The sequence below is a fragment of the Micromonospora sp. WMMD729 genome, from assembly GCF_049315225.1.
Taxonomy (GTDB): domain Bacteria; phylum Actinomycetota; class Actinomycetes; order Mycobacteriales; family Micromonosporaceae; genus Micromonospora.
The window spans coordinates 4,280,736-4,303,825 of sequence record NZ_CP186059.1; the positions used below are offsets into that span (position 1 = coordinate 4,280,736).

The window sequence follows — 23,090 nt, forward strand, 5'->3', positions numbered from 1 at the left end:
CATGGCCGTGACGCTCACTGGAGCCCCCACGCCGGTCCGCCGGCCCGTGCGCGACCGGCACCACCGCGGCGCCGGCCGCTGGGTCGTGCTCGCCCTGGTCACCGCCGGCGCGCTCGTCATGCTGGTGCCGTTCGCGTTCATGCTGCTCAACGCATTCAAGTCGCCCGGTGACTATTCGTCGGCCGGCCCGCTGAGCTGGCCGAGCGAGTTCTACACCAAGGGTCTGCGGACGTACTGGAACGAGGTGAACTTCCCGCTCAAGCTCTGGAACTCGGCGCTCATCGCCGGTTCCGTGGCGGTGCTCGGCGTCCTCGTGTCGCTGCTCAACGCGTACGCCCTGGGCATCGGGCGGGTCCGCGGCCGACTGTGGATCGTCGGGCTGTTCCTGCTGGCCAACATGCTGCCGCAGGAGGCGTTGATCTACCCGCTGTACTACGTGGCGAAGGAGGTCGGCCTCTACAACACCCGGCTCGCGGTGATCATCATCTTCACCGTGATCCAGAGCGCCTTCGGCACGTACCTGCTGGCCTCGGTCCTGGGCACCTTCCCGCGCTCGCTGCTGGAGGCCGCCGCGCTGGACGGCGCGGGCAAGTGGACGGTGCTGTGGCGGGTGGTCTTCCCCAACCTGCGGCCCACCCTGGCCGTACTCCTGATCTTCTTCTTCATCTGGACCTGGAACGAGTTCCTCATCCCGCTGGTCATGCTGATCGACAACCAGACGCAGACCATCCCGGTCGCGCTCGCGTCGTTGCAGGGCGACCGGCTGATGGACGCCCCGACGACGAACGCCGGCGCGCTGATCAGCCTCGTGCCGGCCATCCTCTTCTTCCTCATCTTCCAGCGCACTCTGGCGCGCGGCATCACGGCAGGAGCCGAGAAGTGAAGTTCACCGACGGGTACTGGCAACTGCGCCCGGGGGTCAGCGTGCTGCGCCCCGGCGCGGTGGAATCGGTCGAGCCGGACGAGAGCGGCTTCACCGTCTTCGCGCCGGCCGGTCAGATCACCGGTCGGGGCGACACCCTGAACCGGCCCGTCGTCACCGTCCGGTTCTTCTCCCCCGCGCCCGGCGTCGTCGGGGTGACCATCGGTCACCACAGCGGCGGGCTCCCCCGCGAGCCGCGCTTCGCGCTGACCACCGACGACCGGCACCCGGTCACCGTCGACATCACCGGCATCACCGCGTCGCTGACCACCGGCGAACTCACCGCCCGGGTCGCGCTCGTCGACGGTTGGCGGGTCGAGTTCCGGCACGGCGACCGGGTGCTCACCGCGTCCACCGGGCGCAGCGTCGGCATCGTCACCGACGGCCAGGGCCGCCGGCACGTGCACGAGCGGCTCGCCCTCGGCGTCGGCGAGACGGTGTACGGGCTGGGCGAGCGCTTCGGCCCGTTCGTCAAGAACGGCCAGACCGTCGACATCTGGAACGCCGACGGTGGCACGGCCAGCGAGCAGGCGTACAAGAACGTGCCGTTCTACCTGAGCAGCGCCGGCTACGGCGTCTTCGTGGACCACCCGGAGCACGTGTCGTTCGAGGTCGGCTCCGAGGTCGTGGCGCAGAACCAGTTCAGCGTCGAGGGCCAGTCGCTCACCTACTACGTCATCGACGGGCCCACCCCCAAGGACGTGCTGCGCCGGTACACGGCGCTGACCGGCCGACCGGCCCGCGTGCCCGCCTGGTCGTACGGGCTGTGGCTGTCCACGTCGTTCACCACCTCGTACGACGAGAAGACGGTGACCGAGTTCGTCGACGGGATGGCCGAGCGGAACCTCCCGCTGTCGGTGTTCCACTTCGACTGCTTCTGGATGCGCCAGTTCCACTGGGTCGACTTCGTCTGGGACCCGGCGACCTTCCCCGATCCGGAGGGCATGCTGCGCCGGCTGCACGAGCGGGACCTGAAGGTGTGCGTCTGGATCAACCCGTACATCGCGCAGCGCTCGTACCTCTTCGAGGAGGGCCGCGCGGCCGGCTACCTGGTCCGCAACCCGGACGGCTCGGTCTGGCAGTGGGACAAGTGGCAGGCCGGGATGGCGCTCGTCGACTTCACCAACCCGGATGCGGTCGCCTGGTTCACCGGAAAGCTCAAGGTCCTGCTGGACATGGGCGTCGACTGCTTCAAGACCGACTTCGGTGAGCGCATCCCCACCGACGTGGTGTGGCACGACGGTTCCGACCCGCAGCGGATGCACAACTACTACTCCTACCTCTACAACAAGGCCGTCTTCGAGCTGCTGGAGACCGAGCGCGGCGAGGGCGAGGCGGTGGTGTTCGCCCGCTCCGCCACCACGGGCGGGCAGCAGTTCCCGGTGCACTGGGGCGGCGACTGCGAGGCGACGTTCGTCGCGATGGCGGAGTCGCTGCGCGGCGGGCTGTCCCTGGCGTCGTCCGGTTTCGGCTACTGGAGCCACGACATCGGCGGCTTCGAGGGCACCCCCGACCCGGCGGTGTTCAAGCGGTGGATCGCCTTCGGTCTGCTCTCGTCGCACTCCCGGCTGCACGGCTCCGGCTCGTACCGGGTGCCGTGGGCGTACGACGAGGAGGCCGTCGACGTGCTGCGGCGCTTCACCCGGCTCAAGCTCAGCCTGATGCCGTACCTGGCGGCCGCCGCGCAGGAGGCGCACCGCGACGGAATCCCCATGATGCGCCCGATGATCGTGGAGTTCCCGGACGATCCGGCCGCGGCGTACCTGGACCGGCAGTACATGCTCGGCTCCGACGTGCTGGTCGCGCCGGTGCTCAGCGCCGACGGCCAGGTCACCTTCTACGTCCCGGCCGGCACCTGGACGCACCTGCTGACCGGCGCCCAGCTCACCGGGCCGGCCTGGGTGACCGAGAAGCACGAGTTCGACAGCCTGCCGGTGCTCGTCCGGCCCGGCGCGGTCATCCCGTTCGGTGCCCGCTCCGACCGGCCCGACTACGCCTGGGCGGACGATGTCCGCCTGTGCCTCTACGCACCGGCCGAGGGGCAGCGGCGGCGGGTACGGATCCCGTCGCCCGGCGCGGGGCCCGGCGCGGAGTTCGAGGTAAGTTTCCGCGACGGCGTGGCCAGCGCGGAGCTGGTGGCGGGTGAATCGTCGGCGTACCACTGCGTGGTGGCCGGGACGGAGGTGGCGGGACAGTGACGGCAGATGCCTTTCCGGAGAGTTTCCTGTGGGGTTCGGCCACGGCGGCCTACCAGATCGAGGGCGCGGCCGCCGAGGACGGCCGGGGCCCGTCCATCTGGGACACCTACAGCCACACCCCGGGGCGGACGCTGAACGGCGACACCGGTGACGTTGCCGCCGACCACTACCACCGCTGGGCGCAGGACCTCGACCACGTCGCCGAGCTGGGCCTGGGCGCGTACCGCTTCTCGATCTCCTGGCCCCGGGTGCAGCCGGGCGGCGCCGGCCGGTTCAACCAGGCCGGGCTGGACTTCTACTCCCGGCTGGTCGACGGTCTGCTGGAGCGCGGCATCCGCCCGGTCGCCACGATGTACCACTGGGACCTGCCGCAGGAGCTGGAGGACGCCGGTGGGTGGCCGGTGCGGGACACGGCGCTGCGCTTCGAGGAGTACGCCGCGGGGATCGTCGCCGCGCTCGGCGACCGGGTGCACACCTGGACGACGCTGAACGAGCCGTGGTGCTCGGCGTACCTGGGTTACGGCTCCGGCGTCCACGCGCCGGGACGGACCGAGCCGGCGGCGGCGCTGGCGGCCGTACACCACCTGAACCTCGCGCACGGCCTGGCCGGTCGCGTGGTCCGCGAGACCGCGCCGACCGCCGAGCTGTCGGTGACGCTGAACCTGCACGTCATCCGCCCGGCCTCGGACGCGGCGGCGGACGTCGACGCGGCCCGTCGCATCGACGCGCTGGCCAACCGGGCGTTCCTCGGGCCGATGCTGAACGGGGCGTACCCGGCCGACCTGCTGGCCGACACGGCCGGCGTCACGGACTGGTCGTTCGTGCGCCACGGCGACGAGAAGGTGGCCGCCGTGCCGCTGGACGTGCTGGGCGTCAACTACTACTCCAGCACCCTGGTCCGCGCCTGGGACGGGCACTCGGCCCGCTCGGACGCCGACGGTCACGGCGCGTCGGCGCACTCGCCGTGGGTGGGCGCCGAGGACGTCGACTTCCTGCCGCAGCCCGGCCCGTACACGGCGATGGGATGGAACATCGACCCGCCGGCCCTGACGGAGCTGCTGCTGCGGCTGGGCCGGGAACACCCGGGCCAGCCCATGATGATCACCGAGAACGGCGCGGCGTTCGACGACGTGGTGTCGGCCGACGGCCGGATCCACGACGACCTGCGGATCGACTACCTGCGTCGGCACATCGCGGCGGTCGCGGACGCCCGCGCGCAGGGCGTGGACGTTCGCGGCTACTTCGTCTGGTCGTTGCTGGACAACTTCGAGTGGGGTTACGGCTACGACCGACGTTTCGGGATCATCCGGGTCGACTATGACACCCAGGAGCGCACCTGGAAGGACAGCGCGCACTGGTACCGACGCCTCGCCACCACCGGTCGCCTGGACTGACACCAGCCGGGTGTCACTATCCGTGGGTACGCCGTCATGGTGCCGCGGGGATCGCGGCGGCAGACTCGACGCATGGTCGAGCCCGTCACCGTCGTCGCCTTTCCGGGCGTGCAGTCGCTCGACGTCACCGGCCCGTGGGAGGTCCTGGCGGGAGCGAACCGGTACCGGACGACGCGCGACGAGCCGCCCGCCTACCGGCTGCGGCTCGCGGGCGCGACGGCGCAGGTGGTCTCCGAGAGCGGCCTCGCGCTGACGGTCGACGCGCTCGGTGAGCCGGTCAGCGGGGGCACCCTCGTGGTGCCGGGCGGCCGGAGCGCGGCGGCCGAGGACGGGCACGACGACCTCGTCGCCTGGCTGCGCCAGTGCCGGCCCACGCGGTTGCTCTCCGTGTGCTCCGGGGCGTTCCTGTGCGCACGGGCCGGGTTGCTCCGGGGTCACCGGGTGGTGACCCACTGGTCCCTGTCCCGGGAACTGGGCCGGCGATTCACCGACCTCACCGTCGACCACGACGCCCTGTACGTGCACGACCGGAAGGTGTGGACGTCGGGTGGCGTCACCGCCGGAATCGACCTGGCACTGGCCGTCGTGGCGGCCGACCACGGCACGCGGGTCGCCCAGGAGATCGCCCGCTGGCTCGTGATGTTCCTGCACCGCCCCGGAGCGCAGGCCCAGTTCTCCGGACCGGTCTGGCGGGAACGCGCCACCGAGCGGCGGGTGGCGGCCGCGCAGCGTGCGATCGACGCGGATCCGGCGGCCGCGCACCGCGTCGACGACCTCGCCGCGCAGCTCGCCCTGTCGCCCCGGCACTTCCAGCGTCTCTTCGTCCGGGAGACGGGGCTGACGGTCGGGCGCTACCTCACCGAGCTTCGCCTGGAGACCGCCAAACGCCTGCTGGTGCAATCCGACCTCGGTCTGGGCGCGGTGGCGACCCGGGCGGGCTTCGGGTCGGCCGAGTCGCTCCGCCGGGTGTTCGGCGAACGGCTGGGCACGACCCCGGGCGAGTACCGCGCCCGTTTCTCGATCAACTGACCGCAGGCAACGACTCCGAAGGGAACCGCCGGTGAGCCACGTCGTCATCCCGCTCTACGACCGATTCACCGCCCTGGACGTCATCGGCGTCTACCAGCCCCTGGCCCTCACACCGGGCATCGACGTGGTCCTGGTCGCCGAGCGCGCCGGTCCGGTCCGGGACGACTGCCGGATGGCCGCACTCGTCGCCGAGGCCACGCTCGACGAGGTGACGGCGGCCGATGTCGTCGTGGTTCCGGGAGGTCCCGGCACCGCGCAGGCCCTGCGCGGGCCGTTGCCGAGCTGGATCCGGCGGATCCATCCCACGACGACCTTCACCACCTCGGTCTGTTCGGGTTCGATCCTGTTGGGGGCCGCCGGTCTGCTCGACGGGCGACGGGGCACCAGCCACCACCTCGCCGCGCAGGAGCTGACGCGGTTCGGCGCCACGCCCACGGACCAACGGGTCGTCGAACAACTGGACGCCCGTGTCATCACGGCCGCCGGCGTGTCGAGCGGCATCGACATGGGGCTGCGGCTCGTCGAACTGCTCACCGATCGGACGACCGCGGAGGCCGTCCAGCTCTGGATGGAGTACGACCCGCAGCCACCGTTCGACAGCGGCCATCCGGCCCGCGCCACCCCGGAGGTGCGCGCCCGGGTGTCGGCGTATGACAGCGCCGCCCGGGCGGCCCGGTGACCCGGCGGCGGACCTGCCCGCCCGCTACACGCCCACGCGCTGGGGTGGGACGGTGAGGCCGTAGAGCTCCATCAACTCCGGGCTGTCCACCCGGCTGCCGTCGGCCACCGAGTCACAGGCGATGTCGACGATCTGGTCCTTGTGTGCCAGCAGGTACGGCCGCGCGCCCACGTCGGCGCTGGCCAGCGTGGCGATGCCGGACCAGTGTCGGCGGCCGAACAGCATCGGGTAGCCGCGCAGTCCGTCGTAGGTGGCGCAGACCAGCACGTCCGGGTAGGGCAGCGCGGCCACCCGGCGTACGGCGGCGGCGGTCAGTCCCGGCATGTCGACCGGTACCACCACCACCGCCTCGATGCCCGCGTCGTCCATGGCGGCCAGGCCGGCCCGGATGGACGAGCCGACTCCGGTGCCCCACGCCTTGTTGACCACCACGGTGGCCCTGTCCAGGTCGGCGGTCTCCCGGACCTGGTCGGCGGCGGCGCCCAGCACGACCACGATCTGCTCGCAGCCCGCCTCGGTCATCGTGTCGATCATCTGGTTGACCAGTGGCTTCTCCCCCTGGTGCAGCAGCGCCTCGGGACCGCCGATACGGCGTCCGCCGCCGGCGGCGATGATCATTCCTGCGATCCGGTTCAGCTGGGCCCCCTCAAGCACGGGACCGACCGTGACCGGTCGGCCCCTCCTACGGACACTGCAACGAGGAGGGCCGCGAACGGGTGGCGGGGCGAAAAGGGAAAATAGTGCAACCGTTACACATCGCACAGCTGCGTCGGTGGATCCATCGATCACTGGGCGCTCTCCGGGGTAGCGGAGGTGTTCGAGTCGTCCTTTGCACTGCTTCAACCGGCGCAACACGGAGGGCCCGGAAATGTTGCGTGGGTTGAAGCAGAGCAAAGGGGGCGGCGCGTGGGTGGGGCCCTCGTCCGACACCCGGTGCGGGCACGACGGCGGGGCGGCGCGTGGGTGTGGCCCTCGTCCGACACCCGGTGCGGGCACAACGGCAGGGCGGCGCGTGGGTGGGGCCCTCGTCCGACACCCGGTGCGGACACAACGGCAGGGCGGCGCGTGGGTGTGGCCCTCGTCCGACACCCGGTGCGGACACAACGGCAGAGCGGTGGCCGTCGGTCAGGCCGCGTCCGCGTAACAGTTGACGATGGACAGATCCAGCGGGAAGCGCACCGGGGTGTCGCCGAACAGCAGCGCGGTGGCTCGCTCGCCTGCCCGGCGCACCGCCGTCGCCACCGTCTCGGCCTGCGCGGCGGGGCAGTGCACCATCACCTCGTCGTGTTGGAAGAACACCAGCTCGGCGTCGGTGCCGGCCAGCTCGGCGCGCAGCGTGGCCAGCAGCGTCGCGGCCCACTCGGCGGCAGTGGCCTGGATGACGAAGTTACGGGTGAACCGGCCCCGGGACCGGGCGGCACGCGCCCGCGGGCTCTGCCGGTCGGCGGCGGCGTCCGGGTCGACCGGCCCCTCGTCCGGGTCGGCGAACCCGACCGAGCCCGGTGGGCACGTCCGCCCCAACCAGGACCGCACCAGGCCGCCCGCCTCGCCGGTACGCGCCGCCGCCTCGACGTAGCCGAATGCCGTCGGGTAGCTGTGTCTGAGCACCGCCAGCGCGGGCACCGCCGCCCCGCCGGTCTGCCCGTACATGGCGCCCAGCAACGCCACCTTGGCCCGAGGGCGGTCACCGCCGAACGACTCGCGGGCCAGCGCGGCGTAGAGGTCGCCGGCGCCACCCGCCGCCGCCAACCGCGCGTCCCCGGAGACCGCGGCCAGGACGCGGGGTTCCAACTGGCCGGCGTCGGCGACCACCAGCCGCCAGCCCGGGTCGGCCACCACCGCCCGCCGGATCACCTTGGGGATCTGCAACGCGCCGCCGCCACGGGTCGCCCAGCGGCCGGAGACCACCCCGCCGGGCACGTACTCCGGCTGGAACCGTCCGTCGCGCACCCACTGCTCACGCCAGGACCAGCCGTGCGCCGTCCAGATCCGGTACAGCTCCTTGTATTCGAGCACCAACGGCACCGCCGGATGGTCGACCCCGCGCAACACCCAGGCCCGGGTGTTCGGCAGGTCCACGCCGGCCCGGGCGAACGCCTTGAGCAACTCGGCCGGGGAGTCGGCGTGCAGCCGGCGGACGCCGAAAGCGTCGGCGATCCGGGCCGCCAGGTCGGCCAACCGGCGTGGCGGCCCGCCGACCGGGGATGGCTCACCCAGCAGCTCGGCGAGGATCTGGTCATGCACGTCGGCGCGCCAGGGCAGCCCGGCGGCGCCCATCTCGGCCGCGATCAGGGCGCCAGCCGACTCGGCGGCCACCAGCAACCGGAACCGGCCGGGGTGCTCAGTCCTGGCGACCCGGGCGAGCTGATCGGCGTACACCTGGGTCAGTGCCTCGATGCCCGGGCCCGACGGGCCGGGCAGGGTGTCGAAAAGCGCGCCCTGGCCGTGGCCGGGTGGCGCGGCGGCACGCGGCGGCGGGTCGGCCGGCACCGGGCCGCCGGTCAGGCGGGCCCAGGCGGCGGCCAGCGCGCGGGGCTCCCCCCACCGGCCGGCGTGCCCGAGCAGCAACGCCTCGGTCAACTCCACGTCGTGGCACCGCTCGACCCGCACCCCCGCCCGCAGCAGTGCCGGGTAGATCGTGGCCGCGGTCGCCCAGACCCAGCGCGGACGCTCGGCCGCCTCCCGGGCGGCCACCGCGGCCGCGAGGTCGGTGACGGTCTCGGTCGGGCCGGTGGGGCGGCCGGCGGCGTCGAGCGGGCGTAGCTCTCCCCCACCCTGTTCATCCGCCACCACCGCCACCAGCACGAATGTGATTCTGCCTGCCCCCTCCGACAGGAAAACGGGTCGGTGGGTCGACCCGGCGCTCGGTAGCGTGGTCAGGTGCCCGTCCAGATCCCGCACCCCGTTCCCGGCACCCCCGACACCCGTGGTCCGATGCGGTATCTGTGGTGGCTGGTCCGTCGCCAGCCCGGGCGGGTGCTGCGCGGCAGCCTGATCGGCACGGCCTGGATGGTCGGGCTGTCGGTCCGCCCCTACCTGATCGCCCGCGCCGTCGACGACGGGCTGCGCGAGCGCGACGCCCGCGCCCTGGTCCTGTGGGTCGCGGCGATCGTGGTGGCCGGGGTGGTGCTGTCGTACCTGGGCATCATGCGACACCGCACGATGACCTTCATCCGGGAGGACGCCAAGGCCCGCTCCGCCGAGGTGCTGCTGCGTCACCTGTCCCGAGTCGGCGCGGCGCTGCCGCGCCGCTCCGCCGCCGGTGAGGTGGCCACCGTCGGCGGGTCCGACATCGAGTGGTCGGCGCAGGTGTTGACGCTGACCGGTCCCGGGGTCGGCGCGGTCGTCGCGTACGGGGTCATCGCCGTGGTGCTCTGGTCGATCTCGCCGCTGCTCGCGCTCTGCGTGCTGGTGGGCGTGCCGGCGGTCGCGCTCGTCGTCGGACCGCTGCTGCGCCGGCTCGAACGGGCCGAATCGGTCTACCGCGGGCAGCAGGGCGCGCTGACCGCCCGATCCGGCGACATCGTGGCCGGGCTGCGGGTGCTCGCGGGGGTGGGTGGCCGGGACCTCTTCGCCCGCCGGTACGCGAGCCGGTCGCAGGCCCTGCGCGCCGAGGGCTACCGCGTCGGCGCGGTGATCAGTTGGATCGACGCGGCGACGGTGGCCATCCCCGGTCTGTTCCTCGCGGCGGTGGTGTGGCTGACCGCGCGGATGGCCGTCACCGGCGACGTCACGGTCGGCGAACTCGTCGCCGTCTACGGCTACGTGGCGACGCTGATCGTGCCGGTCTGGTTCCTGTTGGAGGGCAGTCACCAGCTCATCCGGGGGCGGGTCGCCGCCCGCCGGATCGCCGGCCTGCTCCGGCTCGCACCTGACGACGTCGGCGGGCCGGGCCGCCGGTGGGACATCGCCGTCCCCGGTGCCCGCGACCCGCACGCCGTGCCCGCGCCGACCGGCCCCGCCGACCTGCACGACCCGTCGACCGGGCTGACCGTCCCGGCCGGCCGGCTGACCGCGGTGGCCGCCGACGACCCGGCGGCGGCCGTGGCGCTGGCCGACCGGCTCGGCCGGTACGTCACCAGCGACGTCACCTGGGGTGGCGTGCCGCTGACCGCTGTCGCCCTGGACGAGGTCCGGGCCCGGATCCTGGTCGCCGACCACGACTCGTACCTGTTCGCCGGCACGCTGCGCGACGTGCTGGGCCCGAGGACCGACGACGAGATCCGCGCCGCGCTGCGGACCGCGTCGGCCGACGACATCGTCGACGCCCTGCCGTCCGGGCTGGACACCCCGCTGGACGCCCGGGCCCGGACGCTCTCCGGCGGTCAACGCCAACGGGTACGCCTGGCCCGCGCGCTGCTCGCCGAGCCGGAGGTGCTCATCCTCGTCGACCCCACCTCGGCGGTGGACGCGCACACCGAGGCCCGGATCGCCGAACGGCTCCGCGTCGCGCGGGCCGGGCGGACCACGGTGCTGCTCGCCACCTCCCCGCTGCTGCTCGGCCGCGCCGACCTGGTCGCGCACCTGAGCGGGGACCGTGTCGTCGCCGTCGGCAGCCACGACGACCTGCTCGACGGGGATCCGGGCTACCGCCACCTGGTGGCCCGTGGCAGCGACGACGAGCAGCACTCCGACGCAGAGGGGGCCTACCGGTGAGCCGGCTTCCGGTCGCGGACCGCGGCACCGTACGCCGTGCCCTGCGGGACATGATCAGCAGACATCGCCGGGCCGTCGGCGTCGTGCTGGCGCTGCACAGCGCCGCCGCGCTCGCCGGACTGGCCCCACCGTGGCTGCTGGGCACCATCGTCGACCAGGTCACGGCGGGCGCCTCCGTGGCGACGGTGGACCGGCTGGCCCTGGTGATCGCCGGCTGCGTCGTGGTGAGCGCGCTGCTCGCCCGGTACGCCCAGTACGCCGGTCACCGCTTCGGCGAACGCGCCGTCGCCGAGCTGCGCGAACAGTTCGTCGACCGCACGCTCGCCCTGCCCGTGTCGGTGGTGGAACGGGCCGGCGCCGGGGACCTGGCGACCCGCAGCTCGGTCGACGTGGCGACCGTCGGCACCACGGTCCGGGACGTGGTGCCCACCATCGTCATCGCCACGGTGCAGTTGACGATGCTGTTCGGCGCGGTGTTCCTGCTGCACCCGTTGCTCGGGCTGGCGGCGCTGGCCGGGCTGCCGTCGATCGTGACCGTGACCCGGTGGTACCTGCGGCGGGCCAGCTCCGCGTACCTCACCGAGGGCGCGGAGGCGGCCGAGCTGACCGAGGCGTTGACCACGACCGCCGAGGGCGCCCGCACGGTCGAGGCGCTCCGGCTGGCCGACGACCGGGTCCGCTACGGCACCGCCCGGGTCGCCCGGGTGTGGCGGGCCCGCCGGGCGACGCTCGCCCTGCGGACGGTGTTCTTCTCCACGGTCGAGGCCAGCTATCCCCTGCCGATCGCCCTGGTCCTGCTGGTCGGTGGCTACCTGCTCTCCGCCGACCTGGTGTCCCTCGGGTCGGTGGTCGCCGCCGCGCTCTACCTGCAACAGGCCATCGACCCGATGGACCGGCTGTTGCAGTGGACCGAGCAGGCGCAGCGTGGGTTCGCCTCGTACGCCCGGGTGCTCGGGGTCGGGCTGGTCCCGCCGGAGCAGCCCGGCGTCACGGCCACGTCGCGAGGCGAGCGGCTGGTCGTCCGCGGGGCGCGGTTCGCGTACGCCGACGGGCACGACGTGCTGCACGGCATCGACCTGGAGGTGCGGCCCGGCGAACGGCTGGCGGTCGTGGGCCCGTCGGGCGCGGGCAAGTCGACCCTCGCACGGCTGCTCGCCGGGATCGACGCGCCGCGGGAGGGCGTGGTCAGCATCGGCGGCTGCCCGGTCACCGACCTGGACCCGGCCGAACGTCGACGGCGGATCGCCCTGGTCACCCAGGAACACCACGTCTTCATCGGCTCGGTCCGCGACAACCTGGCGTTCGCCGCCCCGGACGCCACCGACGAGCAGATGCGCGCCGCGCTCGCCACGGTGGGCGCGGACTGGTTCGACGCGCTGCCGGAGGGCCTGGACACGGCGCTCGGCGACGGCGCCCGGCAGCTCGGCGCGGCCGAGGCCCAGCAGCTGGCGTTGGCCCGGTTGGTGCTCGCCGACCCGCACACGCTGATCCTGGACGAGGCGACCGCGGCTCTCGACCCGAGCACCGCCCGGCGCACCGAGCGGGCCCTCGCGGCGGTGCTCGTCGGGCGGACGGTCATCGCCATCGCGCACCGGCTGAACACCGCGCACGACGCCGACCGGGTGGCCGTGCTGGCGGACGGCCGGATCACCGAGATCGGCAGCCACCACGAGCTGGTGGCCGCCGGCGGGGCGTACGCGGCGCTCTGGCGCTCGTGGCACGCCCGCGCCGACGCGCGGTGACCGTTGTTACTTGACCGCGCCGGAGGTGAGGCCGGCCTGGATCTGCCGCTGGAAGACCGCGTACACGATGATCATCGGAAGGATGGCGATGGTCAGTGCGGCGAACAGCCCGGACCAGTCGGCCTCGTAGCCGGCGTTGACCGAGATGTCGGCGATGCCCTGGGTGAGCACCCACTTCTCCTTGGCGTTGGAGAGCAGCACCAGCGGGAGCTGGTACTGCGCCCACTGCCCGATGATGTTGAAGATCGCCACGCTGATCAGGCCCGGCTTCGCCATCGGCATCATCACCTGGAAGAACAGCCGGGTGTGGCCGCAGCCGTCGATCATCCCAGCCTCGGCGACCGAGGACGGCAGCGTCTTGAAGAACGCGGCCAGGAAGAAGATCGTGAACGGCAGCGAGTAGGCGATGTAGACCAGGATGACGCCCTGGTAGGTGTCCAGCATGCCGAGCTGCTTCACCACGAAGAAGAGCGGCACCAGGGCCAGGAACACCGGGAACGCCAGCCCCGAGACGAACAGGTAGTAGATCGCCCGGTTGCCCCAGAACTTGTACCGCGCCAGCACGTACGCGGCCATCGAGCCGAGCAGCATGGTGCCGAAGGTGCTGCACGCGACCACGAAGACGCTGTTCAGGAAGTACCGGCCGACGTTCGCCTTGGTCCACGCCCGGCCGAAGTTCTCCCAGCGCAGCTCCGCCGGCAGGGTCCACGGACTGCTGAAGATCTCACTGGTGTTCTTGAACGCGGCGAGGAACGTCCACAGGATCGGGACGATCACGATCACCGCCCAGACCGCGAGCGCGATGTGCCCCAGGCCGGCGAAGAGCCGTACCTCCGAGCGGGGGGTCCTGCCGCCCCGCGTGCCGGTCGCGGACGGATCGCCGGTCTTCGGCGGTAGTGCCGCCGGCGTCGGCGGCAGCGTCGACTGCGGGTTCATCAGTACTCCACGCTTTCCCGCTTGGTGAGCCGCAGCGTCAGCGCCGCGAACGTGAGGGTGAGGAAGAACAGCGCCACGCCCATCGCCGAGGCGTAGCCGTACTTCGAGTAGACGAACGCGTTGCGGTAGATCTCCATGGCCAGCACGGTGGTGGCGCCGTCCGGGCCGCCACCGTCCACCGAGAGCACGGCCACGATGGCGAACGCGTCGAAGGCCGCGATGCCCAGGTACACCCACGCCACCTGGAGGGTGTCCCAGAGCAGCGGCAGGGTGACCCGGAAGAACAGCGTCACCCTGCTCGCGCCGTCCATCTCCGCGGCCTCGTAGATCTCGCCCGGGATGGAGGCCATCCCGGCCGAGAAGAGCACCACGTAGAAGCCGACCGCCTGCCAGACCAGCACCGCGATGATCGACCAGAGCGCCAGGTTCGGCTTGATGAGGAAGAGGATCGGCTCCAGGCCGAACTTCATCAGCACGCCGTTGATCAGACCCGACTCGTTCGGCCGGTAGACCATCTGGAACAGCACCGCGATGATCGCCACCGCCAGGACCTGGGGGAAGAAGAACACCACCCGGTAGAACTTCGACCCCCAGACCCCCTGGCGTTGACCGCCGCTGCTCTTGCCACCCACGTTGAGCAGGAAGGCGAAGAAGAGCGCGATGGCGATCGTGATCAGCGGCAGGGCAAGCAGCAGTACGCCGTGGTGCTGGACCGCCTTCCAGAAGGCGCCGTCGTCGAGCAGCCTCCGGTAGTTGTCGAAGCCCACCCACTGCGGGGCGGAGAGCCCTCGCCAGTTGGTCATCGAGATCTGGAACGCCTGAAGGTACGGCCAGATCACGAATGTCACGTACAGCGTGACCGGGAGGAACAGGAACCCGACCACGAAGGGATACTTGCCGTGCCGCATGACCCTAGCTCCGATCGATCAGCGCTTGAACTTGGCGACCGAGCTGTCCTTCTTGATCGCGTCGGCGCGCTTCTGGATCCGCTCCACGAAGGCGTCCGCGTTGATCCGGCCGAACATCAGCTCGTTGGTGGCGCTGCGCGCCTCCGTGTCGAGCTCCTTGTACCAGCCGTCGAAGTACAGGTTGAACACGTCCTGACCGGCCGCCTTGAGCGCGGCCTGCGAGCTGGCCACACCGGGCGGGAAGGCGAAGCCCTCCGAACCGGCGGTGACCACGGTCGGGGCCTTGACCACCTCGGTGAAGCCCTTCGCGCCCGCCACGGACAGCATCTGGCGCATGTACTCCAGACCGCCCTTGGGGTTCTTGCTCTTGGCCGAGACGAAGTAGCCCTCACCCGCGGTGGCCCGCAGCGCGGTGGCCGGCAGCTTGTCCGACGCGGTGAGGCTCGGCACCGGCATGAGCTGGTAGTCGAAGCCGGCCGGGGTGTCCTGCTTCTGCTCGCCCTCCAGCCAGTCACCGCTGGGGTACAGGGCCACCTTGTACTGGTTCTGCCGCAGCTGCACGTCGGTGTGCTTGAGCCCCTCGAAGCTCTTGTCGCTGAACTTCGCCCCGACCTCGGCCCACGCCGCGGCGGCCTGCTTGACCGCGTCCTGCTTCCAGGCGCCGTCCTCCAGGTTGTCGATGTTCTTCAGCACGTCCGTGCCACCGATCTTGGCGGCCTGGGTGAGGATCACGTTCCACTGGTAGTAGGCCGCGTTCGCGCCCGCGTACCCGTACGGCGTGATGCCCTTGGCCTTGATGGCGGTGAGCAGCTTGATGAAGTCGTCCCAGGTCTTCGCGGGCGCCCAGCCGTTGTCCTTGAACAGCTTGCCCGAGTACCAGATGCCGAAGACGGTGGAGACGTAGTACAGCACGTACGGCTTGCCGTTGAACGAGCCCGCCTCGACGGTGCCCGGCACCACGGTGTCGCGGACCTTCTTGGCCGGGTCGTCGACCGACGGGGCGTCCCACAGCTCGGTGAGGTCCTGGAGCTGACCGTCGGCGACCAGCGAGCCGAAGTCGATCAGCTTCTCGCCCGAGTTGTTGACGAACTCCGGCGGGTTGCCGGACGCGAACCGCGGCTGGAGCACCGTGGAGACGGCCTGCGTGGACTGGTGCTTGATCTCCGCCTTGGGGAACGCCTTCTTGTACAGCGGCTCGTGCACGTCGGTCGCGTACTTCTCGCCGTAACCACCGTTGAAGATGATCACCTCGATCGGCGCGTCCTCCTTGACGCCCAGCGGGTTCTTCTCGCTCTTGGTGCCTTCGGCGGCCTTCTCGTTGTCCTTGTCACCGCCGCTGCTCGTCGCGCAGGCGCTGAGCAGGCCGATGGCCGGAGTGGCGAGCATGCCCACGGCGGCGGCGCGACGCAGCACCGTGCGACGGTCCAGCGGGGCCGGGTGCTCGGGGGTAATCGACATCGTCGTCTCTCCTTGTGGAATTCGGGTCAGGCGGTCCGCCGGAGACGCCCGGCGTACCGCGACTCGAGGGCGATGTTGTGCTCGTCCCCGCCGGGGACGTTGGCGGAGAGGTAGATAGGGGGTACCTCCCCGGCCTGGTGGAACCGTCGTACGACCTCGGCGGTCAGCAACTGCGCCAGCAGCGCCGTGGTGACCGAGGAGACCGCACAGACCGCGCCGCCGCCCTCGAGCGGCAGCAGTGCGTCGCCGTACGGCGCGCCGTTGTCCAGCACGACGTCGGCGAGGTCGGCGAGCCGTTGACCGGACGGGTGCCGTGGCGCCACCCGCGCGGTGTGCTCGACCGAGGTGACCGCGATCAACGGATGACCGCGCTCGGTGACCAGCGCCGCCAGCTCGACCACCGAGCCGTTGATGCCGGACTGGGACGCCACCACGAACACGTCGCGCGGCTGGGGCGCCGCGAGCGCGTAGATCTGGTGGGCGATGGAGGGATCACGTTCCAGCTTCGGGTCGGCGAGCACGTCGCGCGGGGCGTCGCCGTGCACCACCAGGTCCCGTACCGAGAGCCGGTTCGTGGGGACCAGCCCGCCGGCCCGGGCCACCAGTTCGGCGGCGAACGCCTCGGAGTGCCCGGCCCCGAACGCCTGGAGCACGCCGCCGGCGCGCAGGCTGTCGGTGATCAGGTCAGCGGCCCGGGTGAGCCCGTCGGCCTCCGAGTCGAGCAGGCGGTCGAGCACCGGGCGGACGGCGTCCGCGTACCCCTGAGCACTGATCATGAGAGGCTTCCCTTCGCTGCCTTGTGCCCGTCGACGGCCTGCGCGGTACGCCGGAAGGCCGCGTGGGCGCGGTCGTGGGTGCGCTGGGCGACGGCGATGTAGAGCAGGTCGAGCACCACCAGTTGCGGGTGTCGGGCGGAGAGCGCGTCGGGCCGGAAGGTGGTCGCCTGGCTCGCGGTGAGCAGCACGATGTCGGCCAGCTCGGCCAGCGGCGAGCGGGGAAAGCCGGTGAGGGCGAGGGTGGTGGCGCCCCGGCTGCCCGCCTCGGCGAGCATCTCGATGGTCTCCCGGGTCTGGCCGGTGTGCGAGATGCCGAGCGCGACGTCGCCGACGCCGAGCAGCGCGGCGCTCGCCAGCCCCTCGTGCACGTCGCTCCAGGCCCAGGCGGCCACCCCGATGCGGTGCAGGCTGAACTGCATCTCCTCGCCGACGAGCGCGCTGCCGCTGGCCCCGAAGATGTTCACCCGGCTCGCGCCGGCGATCGCCACCGCGGCGCGTTCCACCTCGCCGAGGTCGAGCAGCGCGGCGGTGTCGTGCATGGCCCGGGTGTCGGCGGCCATGATCTGGTCGAGGACCCGGGCGAGCGGGTCGTTCGGCTGGATCTCGCGGCCGATGTCGACGGTCCAGCCCGCCGAGCGGGCCCGGCCGGTCTCGGCGGCGATGCCGAGGCGCAGGTCGGCGTACCCCTCGAAGCCCATCGCCCGGCAGAAGCGGGTGATGGTGGCCGGCGAGGTGCCGCTGCGTTCGGCCAGCTCCACGATGGTCGAGCGCGCCGCCGCCTCGGGGTCGCTGAGCACGTGCTCGGCGACCCGGCGCAGCGCGCCGGTCAGCTCACCGAGCCCGTTGCGCACCCGGGCCAGCACCCCGTCGGAGGCCGCGCTCCTCCGGTCGATCGCGTGGGCGTCGACCACCGCGGTCCCCGCGGCGGTGTCCACCTCGTGATCAACCATGGGACGCCTCACCTTTCCGAAAAGACTGTTAACTGTTAGTGGTAAAAGTTCTTACTGAACGGCCCTCCGTGTCAAGACTGTGGGCGAAGTTTTCAAACTGTTACCTGACGCACAGCCTCTTGCGGAGCCTGGATCTTGCTGTTCGCGAGTGCGCCGACCAGCATGAACAGGCCCATGACCGCGCAGCGCAAGGAGGCCCGTGCCGATGTCCGACACCGTCGTGGTCGGTCTCGACGTCGGGGGTACGTCCACCCGGGCGACCGCCCTGACCCTCGCCGGCGAACGCCTCGGCACCGGCCGAGCCGGCGGCGGCAACCCCACCAGCCACGGCGCCGAACGTGCCGCCGCCGAGGTGCTGACCGCGCTGCGGGCCGCGCTCGCCGACGTCGACCCGACCCGGGTGGCCGCCGGCACCATCGGGCTGGCCGGGGCGGCCCGGCTGCTCGCCGACCCCGCCGGACGGGCCGCCTTCGACCAGGCCTGGCACGACGCCGGGCTGCGCTGCCCGTACGCCGTGCACGGCGACGCCCTCGTCGCGTACGCCTCCGGCACCGCCGAGCCCGACGGGACGATCCTCATCGCCGGCACCGGCGCGATCACCGCGCAGGTCGTCGACCTGCGGCTCGACCGGATCGCCGACGGCCACGGCTGGCTGCTCGGCGACGCCGGATCGGGCTTCTGGCTCGGCCGCGAAGCGGTCCGCCGGCTCCTCGCCGACCTGGACACCGGTCACGCCCCCGGTGCGCTGGGCGCGGCCGTGCTCACCGAACTGGTGGGCAGCGCCGTCGTCGCCCCCCGGCCCCGCGACACCGTGGACGCCACGATCCAGGCGGTCACCCGCCGACCGCCGATCGACCTCGCCCGGCTGGCGCCACTCGTCGTCACCGCCGCCACCGATGGCGAACCCGTCGCCACCACCCTGATCGCCGAGGCCGCCGCCCACCTGGCCGAAAGCGTCACCCGCATCCGCCCGGCGGAGTCGACGACGCCGGTCGTGCTCGGCGGCGGACTGCTCACCGCGGACACCCCGCTCGCCACGGCCGTCCGCGCCGAGATCGGTCGACGCTGGCCGCAGGCGCCCCTGCGCACCGCCGGCGACGGAGCCGCCGCAGCCGCCTGGCTCGCCGCCCGCGACCTCCCCGAGCTCACCGACCCGGCCGCCCTGCACGCCCTCCTCTTCCCCGCCCCCTAACCCGCCCTCCGCCCCGCCCCGCCCCGCCCCGCCCCAAGATCGCGTCGATCTTGCAGTTTCGGTTGTCGAAATGGGCGGGACACGGCTTATGTCGCCACCGAAAGTGCAAGATCGGCGCGGAGGGGACTACACCCAGGATCGAGCGCGATCATGGGCGTGCCGAGCCGGGCGCGAGCCGGTAGAGGGGTTAGGGCTTGAGGACGTCGAGGACGGTGGTGAGGCGGTGCCAGACGTGCGAGCGCCAGCCGCCGTCGAGCAGGGCGTGGGTGCGCTGCTGGAGTGGATCGTCGGGGTCGAAGCCGGAGTGTTCGAGGAAGAGCCGGGTGCCCCGGCCCTCGGCGGCGAGGGTCCAGGTCACCACCGTGTCCAGCGACCCGCCCCGCCAGGACCAGCGCAGCAGGCGCTGCGGATCCAGGTCGAGCACCTCGCAGTGCACGATGCCGTCGAACCCAGGGCGCGGGCCGGTGCGGAACGTGAACCGGTGGCCCACTGCCGGCACGAAGTCGGTCGGCATGAGCCAGCGCGCGATGAGGTCAGGATCGGTCAGCACCCGCCAGACCTTGGCCGGCGGGTGGGGCAGGAACTGGTCCACCCGGATGGTGCCGCGCTCACTCATCGTCGAGCTCGTCCAGCACGTCGCGCAGCGCACCGAGTCGACCCCGCCAGTACGCCTCATACGGGCTGAGCCAGTCGGCGATCTCCCGCAGCGGCTCCGGACGCAGCGCGTACAGCCGCTGCCGGCCGACCGGCCGCTCGACCACCAGGCCAGCGTCCTTGAGCACCTTCAAGTGCTCGGACAGGCTCGGCCGGCGCATGTCGAACTGGTCGGCGAGCCGCTGCACCGGCTGCTGCCCACCCTCGCGCAGCAGCCGCAACAGCTCACGACGGGTGGGGTTGGCCAGCGCCGCGAAGACGTCCGACTCAGACACGGGTGGCCTGGAGGACGATGCCGTTGCCGTCGGGGTCGTCGAAGGTGGCGTACCGGCCCCAGGGTGCGGACTGGATGCCCCCGTCGGCGAAGTCGACCCCCCGCCCCCGGAGGCGGGCGACGTCCGCGTCCAGGTCGTCGGTCTCCAGCACCAGGCCCTTGAGCGACCCGGGCGGCATGGTCGGGAACCAGGTGACCAGGGTGAGGGCGGTGGCGGCGCCCGGGGGCGCCACCTGCACCCAGCGTCCGCCGTCGGGGCCCATCGGGTTGTCCCAGACCAGGTCGAACCCGAGGACGTCGACGTAGAAGTCGCAGGCCCGATCCTGGTCGGCGACGGGCACCGAGAGTAGTTGCACATGGGTCACGCTCATGCGCACCACAATAGGTAGGAGATTTCCTACCGGTCAAGCCGAGGCTCCGACGCGTGCCGCAGGTAATCAGTATCGGTCAGGTTTGGGTGGGGAAGCCGAGGTTGACGCCGCCGTGGCGGGGGTCCAACCAGCGGCTGGTGACGACCTTGCCCCGGGTGAAGAACCGCACCCCGTCCTCGCCGTGCGCGTGCAGGTCGCCGAAGAGGCTCGACTTCCAGCCGCCGAACGAGTGGTACGCCATCGGCACCGGGATGGGCACGTTGATGCCGACCATGCCCACCTCCACCTCGTGCTGGTAGCGCCGGGCGGCGCCGCCGTCGTTGGTGAAGATGGCCGTGCCGTTGCCGTACGGGCTGGCGTTCACCAGTTCCACGGCCTCGTCGTACGAGTCGACCCGTACGACGCTGAGCACCGGCCCGAAGATCTCGTCGGTGTAGATCGACATGTCCGGGGTGACCCGGTCGAACAGGGTCGGACCGAGCCAGAAGCCGTCCGGGTCACCGTCCGGCGTCACGCCCCGCCCGTCGACGACCGGCACCGCGCCGGCGGACACCCCGGCGTCCACGTAGGAGCGCACCCGGTCGGCGTGCGCGGCGGTGACCAGCGGCCCCATGTCGCAGCCCCGCCGGCCGTCACCCGTGCGCAGCCCGGCCATCCGGGCGGCGATCCGCTCCACCAGGGCGTCCGCCACCGGCTCCACGGCCACCAGCACCGAGATGGCCATGCACCGCTCCCCCGCCGAGCCGAACCCGGCGTTGACCGCCGCGTCGGCCGCCAGGTCCAGGTCGGCGTCGGGGAGCACCACCATGTGGTTCTTCGCCCCACCGAGCGCCTGCACCCGCTTGCCGGCGGCGGTGCCGCGCCGGTAGACGTGCCGGGCGATCGGGGTGGAGCCGACGAACGACACCGCGCGCACCTCCGGATGGTCGAGCAGCGCGTCGACCGCCTCGGCGTCGCCGTTGACCACGTTGAGCACCCCGTCGGGCAGGCCCGCCTCGGCGAACCACTCGGCCAGCAGCAGCGCCGCGCTCGGGTCCTTCTCGCTCGGCTTGAGCACCACGGCGTTGCCGCAGGCCACCGCCACCGGCACGAACCACAGTGGCACCATCACCGGGAAGTTGAACGGCGAGATCACCGCCACCACGCCGAGCGGCTGCCGGATCGTGTACGAGTCGACCTCGGTGGAGACGTTCTCGCTGAACGCGCCGCGCAGCGCCGAGGGCATGCCGCAGGCGTACTCGATGACCTCCAGGCCGCGCTGCACCTCGCCGGCGGCGTCGGCGAGCACCTTGCCGTGCTCGGCGGTGATCACCTCGGCGAGCCGGTCCCGGCGGGCGTGCACCAGTTCCCGGAACGCGAACAGCACCGACGTCCGCTTCGCGAGCGACGCGTCGCGCCAGTCGCGGGCCGCGCGGGCGGCGGCCCGCACCGCGACGTCGACGTCCGCGGTCGAGGCCAGCTCGACCTCTGCGGTACGCCGACCCGTGGCCGGATCGAACACGTCGCCGCGCCGCTCGGACGTGCCGCCGACCCGCTTGCCGTCCACGAAGTGGCCGATGCTCATGCCGCCCGGACCGCCGCTGCTCATGCCGCCACCTCCGCCGACGAGCGGATCGCGTCAACGAGGATGGCCAGGCCCTCACGGGCCTCCTCCTCGGTGAGTGTCAACGGTGGACCCATCCGCAGCACGTTGCCGTACAGGCCGCCCTTGCCGGTGAGCAGACCGCCGGCACGGCACGCCTCGAAGACCCGGTTGGTCAACGCGGGGTCCGGGTCGGTGGTGCCCGGCCGGACGAACTCGACGCCGAGCATCAGCCCCTTTCCGCGTACCTCGGCGACGCAGTCGAGGCCGCCCACGGCGGACCGCAGGCCGTCGGCGAGGATCGCGCCGACGCGGGCCGCGTTCGCCTGGAGGTCGTGCGCGATCAGGTAGTCGAGCACCGCGTTGCCGGCCGCCGTGGAGATCGGGTTGCCGCCGAAGGTGGAGAAGCTGATCCCCGGCACCGCCTGCAACACCTCGGCCCGGCCGACCACCCCGGCCAGGGCGAACCCGTTGCCGATGCCCTTGGCGAAGGTGAGCAGGTCCGGAGTGACCCCGTGCGCCTGGTAGCCCCAGAAGTGCTCCCCGGTACGCCCCCAACCGGTCTGCACCTCGTCGGCGATGAACAGGATGCCGTGCTCGTCGAGGACCTTCTTCCAGGCGGCGAAGAGCCCGTCCGGCGGGTGCACGAACCCGCCCACGCCCTGGATCGGCTCGGCGATCAGCGCCGCCACGTCGCCGGAGGTCTGGGTGGCCAGCACCTCACGCAGGTCCTCCACGGCCGCGTCGATGCGCTCGTCGGCGCTCAACCGCGCCAGCAGTCCGCGTACCCGGTCACCGGAGTGCAGCCAGGCCACCTGCAACGGGTTGAGGCCGCTGGCCGACCAGGTCCGGTTGCCGGTGACGCCCATCGCCGCGTACGACCGGCCGTGGTAGCTGTTGCGCACGGCCAGCACCTGGTGCGAGCGGCGGTGGTTGGTGGCGACCAGCAGCGCCGCCTCGTTCGCCTCGGTACCCGAGTTGGTGAAGAACACCCGGGCGTCCGGGATGCCGGAGCGCTCGGCGATCTTCTCGGCGAGTTCGACCTGCTGACGGATCAGGTAGAGCGTCGAGGTGTGCACGATGCCGGTGGCGAGCTGCCGCTCGACGGCCTCCCGGATCTCCGGGATGTCGTACCCGATCATGTTGGTCAGCACGCCGCCGAAGAAGTCCAGATAGGTGCGACCCTGCGCGTCGGTGACCCGGCGGCCGGAGCCGGAGACCAGCTCGATCGGCTCGGCGTAGTACAACGGCATCCAGGGTGGGAGAACGGCCCGGTGCCGGGCCAGCAGGTCGTTGGTCATCGTGGCACCCTTCAGCGGCGTTCGTGGATACCGCACGCTCCCACCGCCGACCGGCCCGGACAACTGGC

20 protein-coding genes are annotated in these 23,090 nt (G+C 72.1%); 8 read left to right on the forward strand and 12 right to left on the reverse strand.

The genetic code is table 11. The annotated features are described in order from the left end of the window. Nucleotide 1: 1 nt before the first annotated feature. The 5 genes from ACN263_RS19470 to ACN263_RS19490 all read left to right on the forward strand — a co-directional run bounded on the left by ACN263_RS19470 (nucleotide 2) and on the right by ACN263_RS19490 (nucleotide 6,222). Nucleotides 2-883: a carbohydrate ABC transporter permease gene (locus tag ACN263_RS19470; protein ID WP_422735812.1), complete on the forward strand. Its 882-nt coding sequence runs from the start codon at nucleotides 2-4 to the stop codon at nucleotides 881-883. After that, nucleotides 880-3,120, forward strand: a complete 2,241-nt coding sequence (yicI, locus tag ACN263_RS19475; protein WP_422735813.1) for an alpha-xylosidase — start codon at nucleotides 880-882, stop codon at nucleotides 3,118-3,120. Before ACN263_RS19470 ends, yicI begins: the two co-directional genes overlap by 4 nt. Next, entirely contained in the window at nucleotides 3,117-4,514 is a 1,398-nt protein-coding gene (locus tag ACN263_RS19480) for a GH1 family beta-glucosidase (protein ID WP_422735814.1), read from the forward strand. Before yicI ends, ACN263_RS19480 begins: the two co-directional genes overlap by 4 nt. A 72-nt stretch (nucleotides 4,515-4,586) precedes the next feature. Next, nucleotides 4,587-5,543 (forward strand): GlxA family transcriptional regulator, encoded by a 957-nt coding sequence (locus tag ACN263_RS19485; protein WP_422735815.1) that lies wholly within the window; start codon nucleotides 4,587-4,589, stop codon nucleotides 5,541-5,543. 31 nt (nucleotides 5,544-5,574) lie between these two features. Beyond that, nucleotides 5,575-6,222, forward strand: a complete 648-nt coding sequence (locus ACN263_RS19490) for a DJ-1/PfpI family protein (protein WP_422735816.1) — start codon at nucleotides 5,575-5,577, stop codon at nucleotides 6,220-6,222. 24 nt (nucleotides 6,223-6,246) lie between these two features. Here the strand turns inward: ACN263_RS19490 and ACN263_RS19495 are convergent, their stop codons facing one another. Together ACN263_RS19495 and ACN263_RS19500 are read right to left on the reverse strand one after the other, a co-directional pair. Further along, nucleotides 6,247-6,840 carry a nucleotidyltransferase family protein gene (locus tag ACN263_RS19495; RefSeq protein ID WP_422740752.1) on the reverse strand — a complete coding sequence of 198 codons (594 nt, stop codon included), beginning with the start codon at nucleotides 6,838-6,840 and terminating at the stop codon, nucleotides 6,247-6,249. A 507-nt stretch (nucleotides 6,841-7,347) separates the two neighbouring features. Further along, entirely contained in the window at nucleotides 7,348-9,057 is a 1,710-nt protein-coding gene (locus tag ACN263_RS19500; protein WP_422740753.1) for a bifunctional 3'-5' exonuclease/DNA polymerase, read from the reverse strand. Between the two features lie 99 nt (nucleotides 9,058-9,156). Here ACN263_RS19500 and ACN263_RS19505 point away from each other — a divergent pair, with 99 nt between their 5' ends. Both ACN263_RS19505 and ACN263_RS19510 read left to right on the forward strand, forming a co-directional pair. Then, nucleotides 9,157-10,878 carry an ABC transporter ATP-binding protein gene (locus ACN263_RS19505; RefSeq protein ID WP_422740754.1) on the forward strand — a complete coding sequence of 574 codons (1,722 nt, stop codon included), beginning with the start codon at nucleotides 9,157-9,159 and terminating at the stop codon, nucleotides 10,876-10,878. A 50-nt stretch (nucleotides 10,879-10,928) separates the two neighbouring features. After that, nucleotides 10,929-12,620 carry an ABC transporter ATP-binding protein gene (locus tag ACN263_RS19510; RefSeq protein WP_422735817.1) on the forward strand — a complete coding sequence of 564 codons (1,692 nt, stop codon included), beginning with the start codon at nucleotides 10,929-10,931 and terminating at the stop codon, nucleotides 12,618-12,620. 6 nt (nucleotides 12,621-12,626) lie between these two features. Here the strand turns inward: ACN263_RS19510 and ACN263_RS19515 are convergent, their stop codons facing one another. Genes ACN263_RS19515 through ACN263_RS19535 form a run of 5 tightly spaced genes read right to left on the reverse strand, consistent with a single transcriptional unit; the run spans nucleotide 12,627 to nucleotide 17,648 of the window. Then, on the reverse strand, nucleotides 12,627-13,556 hold the full coding sequence (locus ACN263_RS19515) for a carbohydrate ABC transporter permease (protein ID WP_422735818.1): 930 nt from the start codon (nucleotides 13,554-13,556) through the stop codon (nucleotides 12,627-12,629). After that, nucleotides 13,556-14,464 carry a carbohydrate ABC transporter permease gene (locus ACN263_RS19520; protein ID WP_422735819.1) on the reverse strand — a complete coding sequence of 303 codons (909 nt, stop codon included), beginning with the start codon at nucleotides 14,462-14,464 and terminating at the stop codon, nucleotides 13,556-13,558. The genes ACN263_RS19515 and ACN263_RS19520 overlap by 1 nt, the downstream gene beginning before the upstream one ends. Nucleotides 14,465-14,482: 18 nt before the next feature. Beyond that, on the reverse strand, nucleotides 14,483-15,922 hold the full coding sequence (gene ngcE / locus ACN263_RS19525) for an N-acetylglucosamine/diacetylchitobiose ABC transporter substrate-binding protein (RefSeq protein WP_422735820.1): 1,440 nt from the start codon (nucleotides 15,920-15,922) through the stop codon (nucleotides 14,483-14,485). A gap of 26 nt (nucleotides 15,923-15,948) precedes the next feature. Further along, nucleotides 15,949-16,698: a sugar isomerase domain-containing protein gene (locus tag ACN263_RS19530; protein ID WP_422735821.1), complete on the reverse strand. Its 750-nt coding sequence runs from the start codon at nucleotides 16,696-16,698 to the stop codon at nucleotides 15,949-15,951. After that, complete coding sequence (locus ACN263_RS19535; RefSeq protein WP_422735822.1) at nucleotides 16,695-17,648, reverse strand: MurR/RpiR family transcriptional regulator; 954 nt, start codon at nucleotides 17,646-17,648, stop codon at nucleotides 16,695-16,697. The genes ACN263_RS19530 and ACN263_RS19535 overlap by 4 nt, the downstream gene beginning before the upstream one ends. 205 nt (nucleotides 17,649-17,853) lie before the next feature. Here ACN263_RS19535 and ACN263_RS19540 point away from each other — a divergent pair, with 205 nt between their 5' ends. Next, nucleotides 17,854-18,840 (forward strand): N-acetylglucosamine kinase, encoded by a 987-nt coding sequence (locus ACN263_RS19540; RefSeq protein WP_422735823.1) that lies wholly within the window; start codon nucleotides 17,854-17,856, stop codon nucleotides 18,838-18,840. 187 nt (nucleotides 18,841-19,027) lie between these two features. On the opposite strand, the gene ACN263_RS19545 is transcribed toward ACN263_RS19540, so the two are convergent. From ACN263_RS19545 to ACN263_RS19565, 5 genes are all read right to left on the reverse strand, one after another. Then, entirely contained in the window at nucleotides 19,028-19,456 is a 429-nt protein-coding gene (locus tag ACN263_RS19545) for an SRPBCC family protein (protein ID WP_422735824.1), read from the reverse strand. After that, complete coding sequence (locus tag ACN263_RS19550; protein ID WP_422735825.1) at nucleotides 19,449-19,769, reverse strand: ArsR/SmtB family transcription factor; 321 nt, start codon at nucleotides 19,767-19,769, stop codon at nucleotides 19,449-19,451. The genes ACN263_RS19545 and ACN263_RS19550 overlap by 8 nt, the downstream gene beginning before the upstream one ends. Beyond that, complete coding sequence (locus tag ACN263_RS19555; RefSeq protein ID WP_422735826.1) at nucleotides 19,762-20,139, reverse strand: glyoxalase superfamily protein; 378 nt, start codon at nucleotides 20,137-20,139, stop codon at nucleotides 19,762-19,764. Before ACN263_RS19555 ends, ACN263_RS19550 begins: the two co-directional genes overlap by 8 nt. A 76-nt stretch (nucleotides 20,140-20,215) precedes the next feature. Next, nucleotides 20,216-21,703, reverse strand: a complete 1,488-nt coding sequence (locus ACN263_RS19560) for a CoA-acylating methylmalonate-semialdehyde dehydrogenase (RefSeq protein WP_422740755.1) — start codon at nucleotides 21,701-21,703, stop codon at nucleotides 20,216-20,218. A gap of 20 nt (nucleotides 21,704-21,723) precedes the next feature. Then, the gene (locus ACN263_RS19565; protein WP_422735827.1) at nucleotides 21,724-23,022 is read right to left on the reverse strand and encodes an aspartate aminotransferase family protein; all 1,299 of its coding nucleotides are present in this window, start codon (nucleotides 23,020-23,022) and stop codon (nucleotides 21,724-21,726) included. Nucleotides 23,023-23,090 lie beyond the last annotated feature (68 nt).